This window comes from Acinetobacter gyllenbergii (genome assembly GCF_001682515.1).
Classification (GTDB): Bacteria; Pseudomonadota; Gammaproteobacteria; order Pseudomonadales; family Moraxellaceae; genus Acinetobacter; species Acinetobacter gyllenbergii.
The window spans coordinates 124015-141754 of the sequence record NZ_KV575263.1; the positions used below are offsets into that span (position 1 = coordinate 124015).

Genomic DNA, 17740 nt, shown 5'->3' on the forward strand with positions numbered 1-17740 from the left:
ACTTACACAAAATTTAGAACAGTCCCATGGCCCATAAATAGGGCGTTTCGATCATCTGATTAACATAAAATCTCTTATCCGAATTGTACATCCCCACACTTCTTACATTCCAACATTACCCCTAATTTCTCTCTGCGCCCTTGTTCGCTTAACACCCAAGGGCGATTTTGCCACGGTGGATCATGGCGCACATGCTGCCCATGACCACAGGCAAGATCAGCTATCCAATGAGCTTCTTCATCGAGATGAAAACCCACAATCGCTTGCTGCATTTAATTTTCCAGACTTTCGAGTTTAGAGTGTTCCAAACCCTTTAAAAAGCGATGGCATAAGTTATGAATCGCCAGCAGATCATTCGGGTCCATACCCAAAGAGCAGGCGAGCTTAAACGGAATCAGAGTAATTTCATCTTTTGCAGCCAGTGCCTTTTCCAGCAAGATCACTTTCTTCATCCGCTCATCTTCTTTGACCGCAACACGCTTTAAAAACTGCTTCTCTTCGAGTTTTTTAATAATCGGTGTCAGCGTTCCAGAATCAAAAAAAGTCTTTTGCCCAATCTCAGACAACATCACATTGTCCTGTTCATACAAGGCCAGCAATACAATAAATTGCGGATAGGTCAGATCATATTCCTGCAGCAAAGGGCGATACTGGCGAATCATCGCATTGGTCGCGGAATACATGGCAAAACACACTTGGTTATCCAAAAATGAAACGTCAGCCATGATGATCTGTCCTCGACTCGGTTGTTGAACATTCAGTATAAATTGGATTGCTTTAAAAGTACATTGCGCATAATAAACTTGTGCACAAGATAATTGTGTGCAATATTAAATTAAGCAAGCTGAAAGATTCAGCAAATGATTTTGAGCAATTCCACCATTGGATAGATGAGAGAACACCTATGAGCAAGATTTATGATTTTCAGGCTGAACTATTAGAAGGCGAACAAAAGAACCTCGCGGATTACCAAGGCAAAGTTTTATTGGTGGTGAATACCGCAAGCCAGTGCGGTCTAACGCCACAATTTGAAGGCTTGGAAAAGCTATATCAGGACTATCAACAACAAGGGCTGGTGATTCTGGGTTTTCCATGTAACCAATTTGCCAATCAAGATCCATCCAGCAATGAAGAAATTGGCAGTTTCTGTCAACGTAACTATGGCGTATCTTTCCCGATGTTTGCCAAGGTCGATGTGAATGGCCCAACCGCACATCCCTTATACCAATACCTTACTTCTGAAGCCAAAGGTCTATTAGGCAGCAGCATTAAATGGAACTTCACTAAGTTTCTGATCAATCAAAACGGTGAAGTGGTCAAACGCTATGCCCCAATCACCAAACCTGAAAAAATTGCCAAAGATATTCAAAAGCTTTTGCGATAAATAGCCTAGAAAATGAGGAAGATGGAAATGACTGGTCTACGATGCATCCACTGGTGATTTCCTCATCCGAAACAAATTAAATCATAAAGCTGAATATTTTTAATATGTTGTAATTAATTGAACAAAATAGATTTTTTAATCTTTAAGATTTATACAACTTGTTTCACGATTGACCGCAAACTTCGCTATACTTTTTGCCAAGATTAAAAATACGAGCGTCAGAATATGCGTGTACTGGTGGTGATGGACCCGATTGAAACTGTGAATCTCAAAAAAGATTCAACCATGGCAATGTTATGGGCGGCCAGCCGTCGCGGACATGAATTGGGTTATGCATTACAGCACGATTTATATATCGATCAAGGCAAAGCCTTTGGCCTAATCTCACCGCTGAAAGTCTTTGAAGATTATAACCATTACTATGAGCTAGGCGAGCAGCGCAAAGAATCGTTGGCAGATTACGATGTGGTGTTGATGCGTAAAGATCCACCCTTCGACATGAACTTTGTCTATACCACCTATATTTTGGAACAAGCCGAGCGTGAAGGGGTGTGGATTATCAATAAACCACAATCGCTACGTGACTGTAATGAAAAATTGTTTGCTACGCAGTTCCCAGAGCTTCAAGTACCCACTTTGGTGACTTCACAACAAAGCCTGATTCGTGAATTTATCAAAGAACATGGCGATGTGATTGTAAAGCCTTTGGATGGCATGGGCGGCATGGGGATTTTCCGCCTATACCAAGATGGCGTGAACATTGGTTCGACGTTGGAAATGCTTACGGAAATGGGCACACGTCCAATTATGGCGCAACGCTATATCCCTGAAATTGTGGAAGGTGATAAACGCATCTTGATGGTCAATGGTGAACCGATTCCATATTGCTTGGCGCGTATTCCACAAAATGGTGAAGTGCGAGGTAACTTGGCTGCAGGTGGTTTAGGCCAGGCCCGTCCACTGACTGAAAATGATAAATTGATTGCGGCAAAAGTCGGTCCATTCCTACGTGAAAAAGGGCTGGTCTTTGTGGGTTTGGATGTGATTGGCAACTATGTGACTGAAATTAACGTCACTAGTCCAACCTGTATCCGTGAGATTGATGCACAGTTTGGGACGTCAATTGCCGATGATCTTTTTGATGTTTTAGAAGCTGGTCGTCAAAACTAAAAAGTTGCTTTTTGACCGAATTGCCCGTTTGAATGTCAGCATAATTGGCAGGCAAACGGGCTTTTGTATATCGGCAGAACCTTGTTTTTAACAAAGAATCGAAAAAAGCCCAGCTTTCTGTTGTAAACAGGTGAAATTCGCTTTTCGTGAATGAAGCTTTAGGATTAAAATAACTGCCGAAAACAATAGACGATAACCTTCTTTTTTGAGTTGAAGAATTAGACTGTGACCAATTCCCCAGAAAACAAACCTAAACATGTCATGATGATGGCCGCTGGTACAGGTGGACACGTTTTTCCTGCACTTGCTGTTGCTAGACAACTGCAACAAGAAGGCTGTCAGGTCTCATGGTTGGCGACCCCGACAGGAATGGAAAATCGGTTGTTGAAAGATCAAAATATTCCGATTTATCAAATTGATATTCAAGGTGTGCGCGGCAATGGTTTGGTCCGTAAACTCAGTGCACCGTTTAAAATTTTAAAAGCGACTTTAAGCGCTATGCGCTATATGAAACAGCTCAAGATTGATGCAGTCGCTGGTTTCGGTGGTTATGTGGCAGGCCCAGGCGGCTTGGCTGCACGTTTACTCGGTATTCCTGTATTGATCCATGAGCAAAATGCGATTGCAGGTTTTACCAACACTCAATTGGCACGTATTGCCAAGACCGTGTGTCAGGCTTTTCCAAATACATTTGCAAACAGTGATAAAGTCGTGACCACAGGTAATCCTGTGCGTGCGGAAATCACTGCGATTTTAAATCCTTCTTGGCGCTATCAAACCCGCGAACAAGAACAACTGCCATTGAATGTTTTGATTGTGGGTGGTTCGCTCGGTGCGCAAGCGCTGAATGAGCGTTTGCCTGAGGCCTTGAAAAAGGTCACTGTGCCGCTGCAGGTATTTCATCAATGTGGTCAAAACAAGCAAGATGCCACGCGTGCACTGTATCAAGATGCCCCTGCCAGTTTGAATATTCAGGTTGAACCTTTTATTCAGGATATGGCCAAGGCTTATAGTGAAGCTGATTTGATTATTTGTCGTGCCGGTGCTTTAACGGTAACCGAAGTGGCAACTGCAGGTTTGGCTGCAATCTTTGTGCCGTTACCGATTGCGGTGGATGACCACCAAACTGCAAATGCGAAATTCTTGGCCAATGCGGGTGCTGCCAAGATTTGCCAGCAAGCAGACATGACACCTGCTGTTTTGGATGAGTTGTTAGCAACCTTATTAAATCGCCAACTCCTGTCTGAAATGGCAGTTAAAGCACGTCAACAAGCACAACCGAATGCAACACAGCATGTGGTTGATCTAATTAAAAAATTGTAATTCGAGTTTATCTATGTCTCCTACAAATCCAAGCCAAGCCAAAAAGCTGATTAAAGTGCCAGAAATGCGCCGTATTAAAAATATCCACTTTGTTGGTATTGGTGGTGCGGGGATGTGCGGTATTGCCGAAGTATTGAGTAACCAAGGTTATAAGATTTCAGGCTCAGACATTAAAGCGTCGAAAACCACAGCTCAACTTGAAGCCAATGGCATTAAAGTATTTATTGGTCACTCGGCTGACAATATTAAAAATGCCAATGTATTGGTGGTGTCGACTGCGATTGATCCTGAAAATCCAGAGATTAAAGCAGCGATTGAACAGCGGACTCCGATTGTACGCCGTGCGGAAATGTTGGGTGAATTGATGCGTTACCGCCACGGGATTGCGGTTGCGGGTACGCATGGTAAAACCACCACCACCAGTTTGTTGACCACCATGTTGGCAGAAGAAAACCTTGATCCGACCTATGTGATTGGTGGTTTGCTGAATAGTACAGGTGTGAATGCTGCACTCGGTGAAAGTCGTTTCATCGTGGCGGAAGCAGATGAGTCAGATGCCTCATTCTTGTATTTGCAACCGATGGCTGCGATCGTGACCAATATTGATGCAGATCATATGGACACTTATGAAGGCAGCTTTGATAAGTTAAAAGATACCTTTATTCAGTTCCTACATAACCTGCCATTCTACGGCTTGGCTGTGGTCTGTGGTGATGACGCCAATATTCGTGAAATTTTACCGCGTGTGGGCCGCCCAGTCTTGACCTATGGTTTTGATGAAGACAACGATATTCGTGCGGTTGATGTTGAACAAGAAGGCATGCAGTCGCACTTTACCGTATTGCGTAAAGACCGTGAGCCATTGCGTGTCACCATCAATCAACCGGGCTTGCATAATGTCTTGAATGCATTGGCTGCGATTGGTGTGGCAACCGATGAGGGTGTTTCTGATGGTGCGATTTGCCGTGCTTTAGAAGGCTTTAGTGGTGTCGGTCGTCGCTTCCAAGTTCAAGGTGAATATGAAGTGGGCGAAGGCTTGGTGAAGTTAGTGGATGACTATGGTCACCATCCGAAAGAAGTTGAAGCGACCATTAAAGCCGCGCGTGCCAGCCATCCAGACCGTCGTTTGGTGATGTTGTTCCAACCACACCGTTTTAGCCGTACCCGTGATTGTTTTGATGACTTTGTCGATGTGTTATCACAAGTCGATCAATTGTTATTACTGGAAGTCTATCCAGCGGGTGAAAAGCCGATTGTGGGTGCTGACAGTCGTGCTTTGGCACGCAGTATTCGGTTACGTGGCGAAGTTGAACCGATCTTGGTTGATCCAGTGGATGGTAATTTACCGAACGTTTTACAAAAAGTGTTACAAGCAAATGACCTGTTATTAACACAAGGCGCAGGTAACGTCGGTGCAATTTCGGTAGAATTGGCTCAGCATCGCTTGTATGCCAAATAATTTTGTTTTGTGAATATTAAAAGTTTTAAGGATATAAACGTGTCAAATGCTGCAAAATTCGGCAAAGTTGCTGTGTTGTTTGGTGGGAAGTCGGCTGAGCGCGCTGTGTCATTGGACAGCGGTCAAGCTGTTCTAGAGGCGTTATTGCGTTCGGGCGTACAGGCAGAAGCATTTGACCCACAAGATCGAAGCGTGACTGAACTGGTGGGTTATGATCGTGCTTTTATCGTATTACATGGTCGTGGCGGTGAAGACGGTCAGATCCAAGGCGTATTGGAATGGTTAAACCTGCCATATACGGGTACGGGTGTACAAGGTTCTGCGATTGGCATGGACAAAGTCAAAACCAAGCAAATCTGGCAGGGCAGTGATCTGCCAACTGCACCCTACCGTATCATTACCAAAGACACGGATCTTGAGCCTGTGATTGCAGAATTGGGCTTACCTGTGATTATCAAGCCAGTGCATGAGGGTTCGAGCGTTGGCATGAGTAAAGTTGAAAAAGCTGAAGATTTTGCTGCTGCGATTGAAAAAGCCACTCAGCACGATGCTGTGGTGATGGCAGAAAAGTGGATCACGGGTCGTGAATTCACCATTTCATTCTTAAATGGTCAGCCATTACCGGTGATTCGTTTACAGCCACCCGCAGATGTGGCGTTCTACGACTATGAAGCCAAATATCAACGCAATGATGTGGAATATGGCATTCCTTGCGGTCTGAGTGAAGCAGAAGAAAAAAGCTTACAGGCGCTTTGCTTACGCGCTTTCCAAGCGGTCGGTGCAGAAGGCTGGGGTCGTATTGATGCGATGCAGGATGAACAGGGTAACTTCTGGTTATTAGAGGTAAATACAGTGCCAGGTATGACCAGTCACTCGTTGGTGCCAAAAGCGGCGCAAGCAGTGGGCTATAACTTTGATCAGCTCTGCGTTGCGATTTTAGAGCAAACCTTAACAAAGTCGGCTTAACGATTTATGGCTCAATTACCTGCTTCGATGCGCCGTAAAACACGGCCAGCCATTAGCTCGATTCACGAGAAACCGCCTTCGCCTCGACAAAAGATGGTGAATGCGGGTGGTTGGATATTGCTGGTGATTGCATTTGTGGTGTTGGCACTGGGTTTGTTTGCTTTATATAAAGTTATGACAGATGCTCGAGTGGCGCAGTTGCAGGTGGTCGGGACCAATTCTGATGTTGAGAACCAGCAGTTAGTTCAATATCTGAATCCGATTATTAAAGATAACTACTTCACTTCAGATTTAGAGCAAATTCGCGATCAAGCATTAAAAGTGTCATGGGTTGATCGTGTGGTGGTGTCACGGGCTTGGCCAAATGCAATTCGGGTGCGGGTGATGCCGCGTCATGCGATTGCACGTTGGGGAACAGGGCGTTTGCTCAGTGACAATGGTGATGTATTTAGCGAGGCAGTGCCAACAGCACATCCAAACTTGCCGCTACTGCATGGGCCAGCCAGCCAATCCAAAATGATGATGCGTCGCTATAATGAAATTAATCAACTGTTTCATCCAGCGAATTTGAGATTAAAAGAATTGTATTTAACCGAGCGTATGACGTGGTTCATGCAATTTGATTCAGGCCTACGGATTATTGTAGATCAGGATCAGACCATGAATAAGCTTCAGCGTTTAAGCCATTTGGCACAAACGGATTTAAAACCTGTATGGTCAAAAATCACGGCAATTGATCTGCGTTATCGGAATGGCTTGGCTATTCAGTGGAAAAATGCAGCTCCGCCAAAGATTGTCAACGGTCAGTTAGTTGTAACGATTGATGACACAAGCCTTGCAGGGGCAATTCAGGCAAAGCCATAATACGTGGCTTAAAATAAAGGGCAGTGGTCCTAAACAACACTAAAGATATGGTATTGAAGTAATGAGTGAAGCTGTTCCCTCAGTTGTTGCGATTGATATTGGGACTCATAAAGTCACAGTTTTGATTGGTAAGATCCATGCGCCGGATAAGATCCAGGTCATTGGCATGGCAACTGCTCGCAACCGAGGTATGGTTAAAGGCAAGATTGTTAGCTTAGACAAGGTGATTGCGGCGATTAAAAATGCGGTATCCGAAGCAGAGGATATGGCTGAATGCCGTATTCATAGTGCATGGGTATCGATTCCAAGTACTGAATTACAAAGTTTTTATGCCTCAGGCCGTACGCCAGTTGCCAACCACGATCATATTATTACGACAAATGAAGTGGTACGCGCGTTAGAATTGGCCAAAGCCAGTCATGTGTCGCCAGATTATTATCTTGCTAGCGCAGTGCCATTGGGCTTTGAGCTGGGTGATTCGGCGGAATGGGTGCAAAACCCAGTCAATATGTCGGCGCATAGCATGACGGGGCATTATCAGTTGATGATGATGCCGATCAGCACCATGCAAAACCTTGATCGTGCCATGAAAGGGGCCAATATCGGGGTGGAGAAAATGGTGGTGTCTTGCTTGGCAACCGCTGAAGCTAGTCTGCTCAAAGACGAAAAAGAATATGGTGTTTGCTTAGTGGATATTGGTGCGGGTATTACCAATATTGCGGTGTATCTGGATGGTCGTTTGGCACTTGCACGGACCTTGCCACGTGGTGGTGAGAATGTCACCCGTGATATTGCCGCTGTTTTGCAAACCACCACGGAAGAAGCGGAACGCATCAAGATTTTGCATGGCTGCGTGGATATGAGCGTAGTCAAACCTGATCACATGATTCAAGTACAAGGCATTGATGGTACACAAACCATCAGTCGTATTGAGCTTGCAGAAATCATCATTGCACGTTATGAAGAAATCTTTAGCCTCATTCGTGAAGAGTTAGAGCATAGTGGTGCAATTCATGGTCTCTATCATGGCGTGGTACTCACTGGGGATGCCTGTCAAATTGAAGGCATGGTGAATCTGGCACGTCGTATGTTGGGTGTCTCTGCGCACTTGGGCAATCCGCCGTTACAGGTCTATGCTGATGATCAGCACTTGGCAGCCTTGCGTCGTTCTATGTACGCAACCGCAGCGGGTTTGTTGATGTTTAGCCAAAGTGATTTGCAAGATACGGTGGAAGAACCAGAAGAGGCAAGTGATCGTAGTTTTGTTGATCGCGTTGCCAATGGTTGGAATGCATTAAATAGCAAATTAAAGGCCATCTTTTAAGTTGTAGTTATTTTTGGGAAAATTTGTTAGGAAGTTGTTCTAAATCCGCCACTGTACTTGACAAGCTAGCGATTATTGAACAGCATCCTAAACATCAGTTGTTTAAAAATCAGGGCAGTAACGGGCTGAAGTAACTGCCATTAATATTAGGAAATCTAAAGGTCATGGCCTCATTTGAATTTATAGAAGATGAACTAGACAATGGCAACGGTCAAGCCCGTTTCACAGTATTTGGCGTTGGTGGTGGCGGTGGTAATGCCGTGCAGCATATGGCGCAATCTGACATTCAAGGTGTAAAGTTCGTTTGTGCAAATACCGACAAACAAGCCTTGGATAGCATGAATGCCCCGTTCAAAATTCAATTGGGTGAACAAAGTACACGTGGTTTAGGTGCTGGTGCGAATCCTGAGGTGGGTCAAATTGCGGCAGAAGAAAGTCGTGAAGTGATTCGTCAGCATCTTGAAGGGACTGACATGGTGTTTGTCACTGCCGGTATGGGCGGTGGTACAGGTACCGGTGCTGCACCAGTGGTTGCCGAAGTTGCCAAAGAAATGGGCATCTTGACTGTAGGTGTGGTGACTACGCCATTCAACTTTGAAGGCCGTCGTCGTCAAAAGTCTGCTGAAAAAGGCATTGATGCTTTAGAAGCACATGTGGATTCATTGATCATCATTCCAAACCAACGCTTACTCAGCGTATATGGTGATATTTCAATGAAAGATGCCTATAAAAAGGCAGATGATGTGTTGCTGAATGCGGTACGCAGTATCTTTGATCTTGTGGTAAATCGTGGTCATATTAACCTTGACTTTGCTGACTTGAAAACAGCGATGAGTACCCGTGGTTATGCCATGATGGGTGCTGGTTTAGGCCGTGGTGAAGATCGTGCTCGCCAAGCAGCTGAGCAGGCAATTCGTAGCCCATTGCTTGATAATGTGAATATTATCAATGCCAAAGGTGTGTTGATTAACATCACGGGTGGAGATGATATTACTCTGCGTGAAACTGAAATCATTACTGATGTGGTCAATCAAATCGTTGATTTGGATGAAGGTGAAATCTTCTACGGCACAGTATTTGATCCGGATGCACGTGATGAATTACGCGTTACGGTCATTGCAACAGGTTTAACCCGTAATGCGAGTGAAGTTGATCAGAAGCGTCGTGCGGTGACTTCACATGCACCAGCTTCTCAATCTGTACAGCAGTCGGTTGATGAGGATGATGTTCCTGCGATCAGCAAACGTACAAATACCGATGCGCCAGTGAGCGCTGCGGCAAGTTCTACGCCACGATCATCGCCAATGAGCATTCAAGACTATCTGAAAAATCAACAGCGTAAATAATAAAATCATATATTTAGAGAAAGGGGGCAATTAATTGCCCCCTTTTTTATTTTTTTAAAATGGCAAAATATGCTAAGTTATATCGGTTTTTGCAAATGAAGTTGGTATGGCATGTTGAAACAACGTACTCTCAAGCGTGTGGTGAAAGCGAGCGGTATTGGTCTGCACAGTGGTCAAAAGGTGCTGATTAATTTTGTTCCGCATCATATTGATGGGGGTATTGTCTTTCGCCGTATCGACTTAAATCCTCCGGTGGATATTACGGCCAATGCGCTGTTAATCCAAGAAGCTTTTATGTGTTCGAATCTGGTGCGTGACGACATTAAGGTCGGAACCATTGAACATGTGATGAGTGCGATTGCTGGCTTGGGGATTGATAACCTGATTGTAGAAGTGTCTGCATCCGAAGTACCGATTATGGATGGTAGCGCGGGACCGTTTATTTATTTATTGATGCAAGGTGAACTGGCGGAGCAAGATGCGCCAAAGAAGTTCATTCGCATTTTAAAGCCTGTAGAGGCTTTAATCGACGACAAAAAAGCCATTTTTTCACCGCATTCAGGCTTCCAGCTGAACTTTACCATCGACTTTGATCATCCTGCCTTTGCCAAAGAATACCAATCAGCGACGATCGATTTTTCAACAGAAACCTTTGTCTATGAAGTCAGTGAAGCACGAACCTTTGGCTTCATGAAAGATTTAGACTATTTAAAAGCCAATAATCTGGCGTTGGGTGCGAGTCTTGAAAATGCGATTGGCGTGGATGATACCGGTGTGGTCAATGAGGAAGGCTTGCGCTTTGCTGATGAGTTTGTACGACATAAAATTTTAGATGCCGTCGGTGATTTATATTTACTTGGACATCAGATTATTGCCAAGTTTGATGGATACAAATCAGGGCATGCGTTGAACAACCAGCTATTACGCAATGTTCAAAACGATCCAAGCAGCTATGAAATTGTAACATTTAATAACGAGAGTGATTGTCCAATTCCTTATGTGAGTGTGACATAAGTCATTGTCTTTTATTGCCTATGTTATATTATAACAATTGAATCTGAGATTTTCATCACACAAAATTAGAGTGTATTCCAACACTTAATCTATGCAGTTTACTTTTTATTGCTTGCCAAACGTAGTAAAGCTTGGCTAAGCTTAGGGTCGCTCACATATTCAGCGGCGCTGCGCAATTGCTCTTGGGTCTCTGATGTTAGTGTTTTTGTTGGGGGAGAGGGTTCACGAGAGGCAACTGTTTTGTTTCTTAACCGAACTTGAATTTTTCGTAATTCCTTGAGTCCTTCGAGCTGAGCTAACTGCGCAACATAGTGGCTTTGTAAATAGCTGAGTTGACTAATCATTGCTTGATTTTCACCAGTGATGATCAAAACGCCATGTTGATAACAAACAACCTGCCATTGCTCTGGTTGGGGCAGTAAGGGTTGAATAATTTTCGTAAGTTGTTTCCATTGTGTGACTTGCGTCGTCAGAAACGTTAAGTTTCCAGTTTTTATGTGTTGTCCTTTCTGTTGGAAAACGTTGTTAGGCTCAGACATAGAACTTCCTCGGAGGTAATGTGTCCATCTTAAGCGTTTGCTCCAACTGTTATCAAGGAACAGATGATAAAGGAACGTTTGAAGGACGGTTTCAAGAGGTTTTTTATGCATCATACGCGTCGTATTTTACTCGCATTTTCATTGGCTGCTTCAGCTGCTTCGGTTGCTTTTGCAGATTATCAGAACATTGGTCAAGCCACAGGTGATGACCGTTTAGAGCAATTATCAAAAACCTTGGCTCAAGGTTCTTATACTCATTCTGCTGATATGGATCTGCCAGCCGTATCGAATGTGTCAGTTAAATTACGTGAAAAAACTATTGAATTGAACAATGCAACGATCGAGAAGAAATATGGTCGTTCAGCGATTTCATCTCAAGACAATGCACCTTCTTCGTTCTCTGCAAATACAGGTTATTCTTGGTTGGTTAGCCACCCATTACAGGAAGGGCGAGTTAGCTCATCTTGGGGAACTCGTACTTTACTCGGTTCAACCCGTCACCATTCAGGTGTTGATCTTGCTGCACCATCAGGTACGCCAATCTATGCGACAGGCCCTGGTGTGGTGACTAAGTCAGGTTGGGGTACAGGTTATGGTCAGTATGTTGAAATTGATCATGGCAATGGTTATATCACCCGTTATGCACATGCATCGCGCTTAATGGTCAATGCGGGTGACCGTGTTGGGGCGGGCGAGCATATTGCCAATGTCGGTTGTACAGGTCGTTGTACTGGACCACATTTACATTTTGAAGTTGTGAAAGATGGTCAACGGAAAAATCCATCAACTTATTTAGCAATGTTGCCTTAATGTAATTTGTTAACAGTTGTATATAAATATCCAAAAAAATCGCCTTTATTGGCGATTTTTTATGTTTTTTGTTTCATTTCGGTCAATGACTATTTTGTCAGAAAATAATAAGGCGTTTTGCATTCATTTAGGGCAATACCTCTATCACCGCAAAACATGATAAAAATAGGGTTGACAAATAACTTAAGGGAAAAGGTGAATTGTATGGCGTTTTATGGCGACTCTGACGCGCAAGAAACCCAGGAATGGCAAGAAGCATTTGATTCAGTATTACAACATATGGGCACGGAGCGTGCTGCTTTCTTACTAGAAAAACTTTATCAACGGGCTATTGCAAAACATGTTCCAATCCAACGCCTAAATACCCCTTACCTCAATACCATTTCAGTTGAAGAACAACCAGCGATGCCTGGTGATCAGGATATGGAACGTCGTATCCGTGCCTTGATTCGCTGGAATGCATTGGCAATGGTGTTGCGTGCCAATAAAACGGGTGATGATTTGGGTGGTCACCTTGCCAGTTTTGCATCGTCTGCAACGCTTTATGATGTTGGTTTTAACCATTTCTTCCGTGCTGCCTCAGATAACTTTGGCGGTGATATGATTTATTACCAAGGACATTGTGCGCCTGGTATCTATGCGCGCTCATTCCTTGAAGGTCGTTTAACTGAAGATCAATTGAATAATTTCCGCCGTGAAGTGGGTGGAAATGGTCTTCCAAGTTATCCGCATCCCTATTTAATGCCTGATTACTGGCAGTTCCCGACTGTATCAATGGGTTTAGGCCCGATTATGTCGATTTACCAAGCGCACATTCAGAAGTATTTGATGAATCGTGGCTTGATCAAAGAAGAAGATCGTAAAGTCTGGGCATATCTAGGCGATGGTGAGATGGATGAGCCTGAAAGTACGGGTGCAATTTCACTGGCAGGTCGTGAAAAATTAGATAACTTGGTTTGGGTGGTGAACTGTAACTTACAGCGTCTGGATGGCCCAGTACGTGGTAATGGTAAGATCATCCAAGAGCTTGAATCATTGTTCCGTGGTGCAGGCTGGCGTGTGATTAAGGTGGTTTGGGGTCGTCATTGGGACCCATTGCTTGCACAAGACGCTTCTGGCGCTTTAAAAGCGGTCATGGAAGAAACAGTTGATGGTGAGTACCAACGCTATCAAGTGAAAGGTGGTGCATATACCCGTGAGAAATTCTTTGGCAAGTACCCTGAAGCTGCGGAACTGGTCAAAGATTTGAGCGATGAAGATATTGATAATCTTAACCGTGGTGGTCATGACCCGTACAAAGTTTTTGCTGCCTATGCAGAAGCAATGAAAGCCAAAGGTCAACCTACCGTTATTCTTGCGAAAACAGTTAAAGGTTACGGTTTATCTGAAGAAATTGAAGCGGTGAACAAAACCCACCAAATCAAAAAAATGCAGATCGACTCTTTGAAGTATGTACGTGACCGTTTTAATCTGCCATTTACAGATGATAAGTTAGAAGAGCTCCCATTCTATCGTCCAAGTGAAAACTCTCCAGAAATGAAGTATATGAAGGCGCGTCGTGAAGCATTAGGGGGTTACCTACCTGCACGTCGTCGTGAGAGTGAAACTTTAGCGATTCCTGAACTCTCTGTATTTGATGCGGTATTAAATGGTTCAGGTGGTAAAGAACAATCGACCACGATGCTGATGGTGCGTTTAATTGCGGCTTTACTGAAAGAAAAAGCCATTAAAGACCGCGTTGTTCCAATCGTTCCAGACGAAGCACGTACCTTTGGTTTAGAAGGGATGTTTCGTCAGCTGGGTATTTATGCCGCTCATGGCCAAAAATATACCCCAGAAGACCAAGAACAGTTAATGCATTACCGTGAAGCAAGTGATGGTCACATGTTGCAAGAAGGCATTAACGAAGCGGGTGCGATGAGTGCATGGGCTGCGTTGGCAACCAGTTATTCAACCAATAACTTGCCGATGATTCCAATGTACATGTACTACTCAATGTTTGGTTTCCAACGTATTGGTGACATTGCATGGGCTGCTGGTGATGCACAGGCACAAGGTTTCTTGCTCGGTGCAACTGCTGGTCGTACCACATTGAATGGTGAAGGTTTACAGCACCAAGATGGTCATTCACATATCTTGGCGAACACCATTCCAAACTGTGTATCTTATGATCCATGTTTTGGTTATGAATTGGCAGTGATCGTACATGATGGTTTACAACGTATGTATGTGAACCAAGAGCGAGTGTTCTATTACTTAACCGTAATGAACGAAAACTACGAGCATCCTGCAATGCCAGAAGGGGCTGAGGAAGGCATTAAACGTGGTATGTACTTGTTCGAAAAAGACGAAAAAGCCACTGTGCAATTATTGGGTTCAGGTGTCATTCTTCGCGAAGTGATCAAAGCTGCGAAAATCTTACGTGATGAATACCAAATCCATTCAAACGTTTGGAGTGTAACCAGCTTTAATGAGTTGTCGCGTGATGGCATGGCATGTGAAGAATACAACCGCCTACACCCACTGACTGAAGAAGTGAAAGAATCTTGGGTATCTAAACAGTTACGTGGTACAGAAGGTATCGTTGTTTCTGCGACAGATCATATGCGTGCGTATAGCGAACAAATCCGTGCATATCTCCCAGATGGTCGTCCATTTGTTGCCTTAGGTACTGATGGTTACGGTCGTTCAGATACACGTGCCAACTTGCGTAGTTTCTTTGGTGTTGATGCTGCGCATATCGTGGTTGCGACGTTGAAAAAATTAGCAGATGAAGGTGAAGTGGATGCACGTTTAGTGAAAGATGCGATTTCTAATTTTGAGTTAGATACTGACCGTCCAGTAGCATGGGCGCCACAAGCGCACCCAGAAGTTCAGGCTGTTGCTGAATACCATGAAACGCAAACAGGTGAGGGGAAATAATCATGCAAATCCAAGCACCTGATATTGGCGTAGATAAAGCACTGGTTGCAGAAATCTTAGTCAAAGTAGGCGACCATGTTGCAGTTGACGATAGCCTTCTGGTTTTAGAATCAGATAAGGCAACGGTAGAGGTACCAAGCACTGCCGCCGGTATTGTGAAAAGTATTCTGGTTCAGCAGGGCGATGAAGTGACTGAAGGGGTCGCATTGATTGAATTGGAGTCTGAGTCTGCTGCTGAAGCACCTGCGAACGAAGCACCGAAAGCAGAAGCGCCAAAAGCAGAAGCGAAACCTGTCGAAGCTGAAACAAAAGCACAACCCGCTGCCGCTCCAGTAGCGACAGCAAGCCAGGTTGTGGATGTAAAAGTTCCAGATATTGGTGTGGAAAAAGCGCTGGTTGCAGAAGTGTTGGTCAAAGTCGGTGATCAGATTGAGCCAGAACAAAGTATTGTCGTGGTTGAATCAGACAAAGCGACGGTAGAAGTCCCAAGCTCTGTTGCTGGTGTTGTTGAAGCCATCCAAATCAAAGAAGGCGATAGCATTAAGGAAGGCGTGGTCTTGATTCAGGTCAAGACCGCAAGTTCGGCTGCTGCACCAGAATCGCAAGCAGCACCTGCTCAAACAGAAGCGCCAGTCGCAACAACAGAAGCACCAGCTGCAACGAATACCTCAACAGGTCATGTTGAAATTGAAGTGCCTGATCTGGGTGTAGAAAAAGCACTTGTTTCAGAAATTCTGGTCAATGTTGGTGATCGCGTCGAAGCCCAACAAAGCTTATGCGTGGTTGAGTCAGATAAGGCTTCGGTTGAAGTGCCAAGTTCAGTTGCAGGGATTGTGAAAGCAATTCATGTCTCTGCCAATCAAGAAGTGCGACAAGGCGTGGCTTTGGCAACGATTGAGGTGAGTGGTCAGGCTGCTGCACCAGCAACAGTGCCAAAAGCTCAACCAGCCACTACGCCTGCTACTCAAGCTGAACCAGCAAAACCACAGGCGGCAGCGACAGCAGCACCAAGTGCGCCAGCGCAAGCTGAAAAATTGACTAAACAGCAAGAAGCAGACAATGCCAAAGTCTACGCGGGTCCAGCCGTGCGTAAACTGGCACGAGAGTTAGGTGTTGTTCTTGGGCAGGTTAAAGCATCAGGCGAGCATGGTCGTGTGATGAAAGACGATGTCTTTGCTTATGTGAAAACACGTCTGACTGCACCACAACCGACTGCTGCAACGCAAGCCGCTCCAGTGGCTTCAGGCTTGCCGAAGTTGCCAGACTTTAGTGCATTTGGTGGCGGTGAAGTGAAAACAATGACGCGTTTACAGCAAGTGTCTGTACCGCAATTGTCATTGAACAATTTCATTCCTCAAGTGACGCAGTTTGACTTGGCGGATATTACTGAACTCGAAGCATGGCGTGGCGAACTGAAAGATGGCTTTAAAAAGCAGGGTCTCAGCTTAACCATCTTGGCCTTTATTGCTAAGGCGGTTGCGCATTTGCTGAAAGAAGAGCCGTACTTTGCTGGCCATTTGGCTGATGATCAGAAGTCAGTCTTGTTGCGTAACGAAATTCATATGGGGATTGCGGTTGCAACACCAGATGGTTTAACAGTTCCAGTACTGCGTAATCCGGACCAGAAATCAATTAAGCAAATTGCAGCTGAATTGGCGGAACTTAGCCAAAAAGCTCGTGATCGTAAATTGTCACCGAAAGATCTACAAGGTGCTAACTTTACCATTACCAGCTTAGGCAGTATTGGGGGTACCGCATTTACGCCGTTGGTCAACTGGCCGCAAGTGGCGATTTTAGGTATCTCACCTGCCACGATGCAACCTGTGTGGAATGGTAAAGACTTTGATCCGCGCTTAATGTTGCCGTTGTCATTGTCTTATGACCACCGTGTGATTAATGGTGCTGACGCAGCACGTTTTACCAATAAGTTGACTAAATTGTTAAAAGACATCCGTAGCTTATTGCTCTAATTGTTTTGAACTTGGAAAACCTCGCAGAAGCGGGGTTTTCTGTTTTTAGGCTGAACAAAATATGAATAGATGTATGTTATGTTGAGCTGAGAATACATTTTCATTGCTAGAGGGAGCGGGGATGTTGGTGATTTATCGGGTGATGCTGCCTTTGTTGCTGATTGTTTTTGTAGCGATGGGCTTGTGGGTCAGCTTCTTACATTTTCCATGGGATTGGGTGATGTATGTGGTCATGGGGCTTGAAGTGTTGCTTGCGACCGTTGTGATGGCAATGGAGTTTCAAGCACAAGATGTGGGCGGAGCGAGTGGTTGGGGCAGCTTTGGTTTTTTGGGGCTAAGTGCCTATTTGGCTTTTTTGCTTGGTCTTTTACGGGTGTTGCTGTGGAGTTACCAAAAATTTTGGGCATAACCATTCAAAAGCATTTTATTGTTTGCTAGAATGGATTCACTTCATTGGGGAGTAGCCGCTCTTTACGCAAAGTAAAGAGGTGATGATCAACATAATTGTTCAACCGAACATGGTCATCATAGCAAAGAACCAAGAACAGCTTCTCAGCTGTGCTTTTGTTGGCAAGACCTTTGATTTACCACTCTGCATCAATCTATTTGATTTTGGCTAGCAGGAGCGGTAGGTCATCGGTATATTTTG

16 protein-coding genes and 1 riboswitch are annotated in these 17740 nt (G+C 44.5%); of the genes, 13 read left to right on the forward strand and 3 right to left on the reverse strand.

The features are described from left to right. Nucleotides 1-74: 74 nt before the first annotated feature. Nucleotides 75-272 (reverse strand): DUF3565 domain-containing protein, encoded by a 198-nt coding sequence (locus tag NG55_RS09710; protein WP_065343139.1) that lies wholly within the window; start codon nucleotides 270-272, stop codon nucleotides 75-77. Next, complete coding sequence (locus tag NG55_RS09715; protein ID WP_065343140.1) at nucleotides 273-725, reverse strand: MarR family winged helix-turn-helix transcriptional regulator; 453 nt, start codon at nucleotides 723-725, stop codon at nucleotides 273-275. A 179-nt stretch (nucleotides 726-904) separates the two neighbouring features. Between NG55_RS09715 and NG55_RS09720 the strand changes: the two genes are divergently transcribed. The 9 genes from NG55_RS09720 (at nucleotide 905) to lpxC (ending at nucleotide 10850) form a co-directional block, all read left to right on the forward strand. Next, nucleotides 905-1384 (forward strand): glutathione peroxidase, encoded by a 480-nt coding sequence (locus NG55_RS09720; RefSeq protein ID WP_004803595.1) that lies wholly within the window; start codon nucleotides 905-907, stop codon nucleotides 1382-1384. Between the two features lie 225 nt (nucleotides 1385-1609). Then, a complete protein-coding gene (gshB, locus tag NG55_RS09725) occupies nucleotides 1610-2554 on the forward strand; it encodes a glutathione synthase (protein ID WP_016542629.1) in 945 nt (314 codons plus the stop codon). 225 nt (nucleotides 2555-2779) lie between these two features. Next, complete coding sequence (murG, locus tag NG55_RS09730) at nucleotides 2780-3877, forward strand: undecaprenyldiphospho-muramoylpentapeptide beta-N-acetylglucosaminyltransferase (protein ID WP_081408987.1); 1098 nt, start codon at nucleotides 2780-2782, stop codon at nucleotides 3875-3877. 13 nt (nucleotides 3878-3890) lie between these two features. Continuing rightward, on the forward strand, nucleotides 3891-5336 hold the full coding sequence (gene murC / locus NG55_RS09735; protein WP_016542631.1) for a UDP-N-acetylmuramate--L-alanine ligase: 1446 nt from the start codon (nucleotides 3891-3893) through the stop codon (nucleotides 5334-5336). Nucleotides 5337-5375: 39 nt separating this feature from the next. After that, a complete protein-coding gene (locus tag NG55_RS09740; protein ID WP_016542632.1) occupies nucleotides 5376-6302 on the forward strand; it encodes a D-alanine--D-alanine ligase in 927 nt (308 codons plus the stop codon). A gap of 6 nt (nucleotides 6303-6308) precedes the next feature. Next, nucleotides 6309-7166, forward strand: coding sequence for a cell division protein FtsQ/DivIB (locus tag NG55_RS09745; RefSeq protein ID WP_065343141.1), 858 nt, complete (start codon nucleotides 6309-6311; stop codon nucleotides 7164-7166). A gap of 61 nt (nucleotides 7167-7227) precedes the next feature. Further along, nucleotides 7228-8490, forward strand: a complete 1263-nt coding sequence (gene ftsA / locus NG55_RS09750) for a cell division protein FtsA (protein WP_016542634.1) — start codon at nucleotides 7228-7230, stop codon at nucleotides 8488-8490. Between the two features lie 164 nt (nucleotides 8491-8654). After that, on the forward strand, nucleotides 8655-9836 hold the full coding sequence (gene ftsZ / locus NG55_RS09755) for a cell division protein FtsZ (RefSeq protein WP_016542635.1): 1182 nt from the start codon (nucleotides 8655-8657) through the stop codon (nucleotides 9834-9836). Nucleotides 9837-9947: 111 nt separating this feature from the next. Then, nucleotides 9948-10850, forward strand: coding sequence for a UDP-3-O-acyl-N-acetylglucosamine deacetylase (gene lpxC, locus NG55_RS09760; protein ID WP_004657153.1), 903 nt, complete (start codon nucleotides 9948-9950; stop codon nucleotides 10848-10850). A 98-nt stretch (nucleotides 10851-10948) separates the two neighbouring features. On the opposite strand, the gene NG55_RS09765 is transcribed toward lpxC, so the two are convergent. Next, nucleotides 10949-11389: a DUF721 domain-containing protein gene (locus tag NG55_RS09765; RefSeq protein WP_065343142.1), complete on the reverse strand. Its 441-nt coding sequence runs from the start codon at nucleotides 11387-11389 to the stop codon at nucleotides 10949-10951. 105 nt (nucleotides 11390-11494) lie between these two features. Between NG55_RS09765 and NG55_RS09770 the strand changes: the two genes are divergently transcribed. The 4 genes from NG55_RS09770 (at nucleotide 11495) to NG55_RS09785 (ending at nucleotide 17500) form a co-directional block, all read left to right on the forward strand. Beyond that, complete coding sequence (locus NG55_RS09770; protein ID WP_016542637.1) at nucleotides 11495-12199, forward strand: M23 family metallopeptidase; 705 nt, start codon at nucleotides 11495-11497, stop codon at nucleotides 12197-12199. A 204-nt stretch (nucleotides 12200-12403) separates the two neighbouring features. Continuing rightward, nucleotides 12404-15121, forward strand: coding sequence for a pyruvate dehydrogenase (acetyl-transferring), homodimeric type (gene aceE / locus NG55_RS09775; protein ID WP_016542638.1), 2718 nt, complete (start codon nucleotides 12404-12406; stop codon nucleotides 15119-15121). Nucleotides 15122-15123: 2 nt separating this feature from the next. After that, nucleotides 15124-17091, forward strand: coding sequence for a 2-oxo acid dehydrogenase subunit E2 (locus tag NG55_RS09780; RefSeq protein ID WP_065343143.1), 1968 nt, complete (start codon nucleotides 15124-15126; stop codon nucleotides 17089-17091). A 121-nt stretch (nucleotides 17092-17212) separates the two neighbouring features. Beyond that, nucleotides 17213-17500, forward strand: coding sequence for a hypothetical protein (locus NG55_RS09785; protein ID WP_016542640.1), 288 nt, complete (start codon nucleotides 17213-17215; stop codon nucleotides 17498-17500). A gap of 34 nt (nucleotides 17501-17534) precedes the next feature. Then, a riboswitch (yybP-ykoY riboswitch) is annotated at nucleotides 17535-17676 on the forward strand. Nucleotides 17677-17740: the final 64 nt, after the last annotated feature.

Coding starts and splice junctions, on each gene's coding strand:
- NG55_RS09720 (WP_004803595.1), top strand. CDS start 905: ATGAGCAAGATTTATGATTTTCAGGCTGAACTATTAGAAGGCGAACAA.
- ftsZ (WP_016542635.1), top strand. CDS start 8,655: ATGGCCTCATTTGAATTTATAGAAGATGAACTAGACAATGGCAACGGT.
- gshB (WP_016542629.1), top strand. CDS start 1,610: ATGCGTGTACTGGTGGTGATGGACCCGATTGAAACTGTGAATCTCAAA.
- NG55_RS09765 (WP_065343142.1), bottom strand. CDS start 11,389: ATGTCTGAGCCTAACAACGTTTTCCAACAGAAAGGACAACACATAAAA.
- lpxC (WP_004657153.1), top strand. CDS start 9,948: ATGTTGAAACAACGTACTCTCAAGCGTGTGGTGAAAGCGAGCGGTATT.
- NG55_RS09770 (WP_016542637.1), top strand. CDS start 11,495: ATGCATCATACGCGTCGTATTTTACTCGCATTTTCATTGGCTGCTTCA.
- NG55_RS09745 (WP_065343141.1), top strand. CDS start 6,309: ATGGCTCAATTACCTGCTTCGATGCGCCGTAAAACACGGCCAGCCATT.
- NG55_RS09780 (WP_065343143.1), top strand. CDS start 15,124: ATGCAAATCCAAGCACCTGATATTGGCGTAGATAAAGCACTGGTTGCA.
- ftsA (WP_016542634.1), top strand. CDS start 7,228: ATGAGTGAAGCTGTTCCCTCAGTTGTTGCGATTGATATTGGGACTCAT.
- aceE (WP_016542638.1), top strand. CDS start 12,404: ATGGCGTTTTATGGCGACTCTGACGCGCAAGAAACCCAGGAATGGCAA.
- NG55_RS09710 (WP_065343139.1), bottom strand. CDS start 272: ATGCAGCAAGCGATTGTGGGTTTTCATCTCGATGAAGAAGCTCATTGG.
- NG55_RS09785 (WP_016542640.1), top strand. CDS start 17,213: ATGTTGGTGATTTATCGGGTGATGCTGCCTTTGTTGCTGATTGTTTTT.
- NG55_RS09715 (WP_065343140.1), bottom strand. CDS start 725: ATGGCTGACGTTTCATTTTTGGATAACCAAGTGTGTTTTGCCATGTAT.
- murC (WP_016542631.1), top strand. CDS start 3,891: ATGTCTCCTACAAATCCAAGCCAAGCCAAAAAGCTGATTAAAGTGCCA.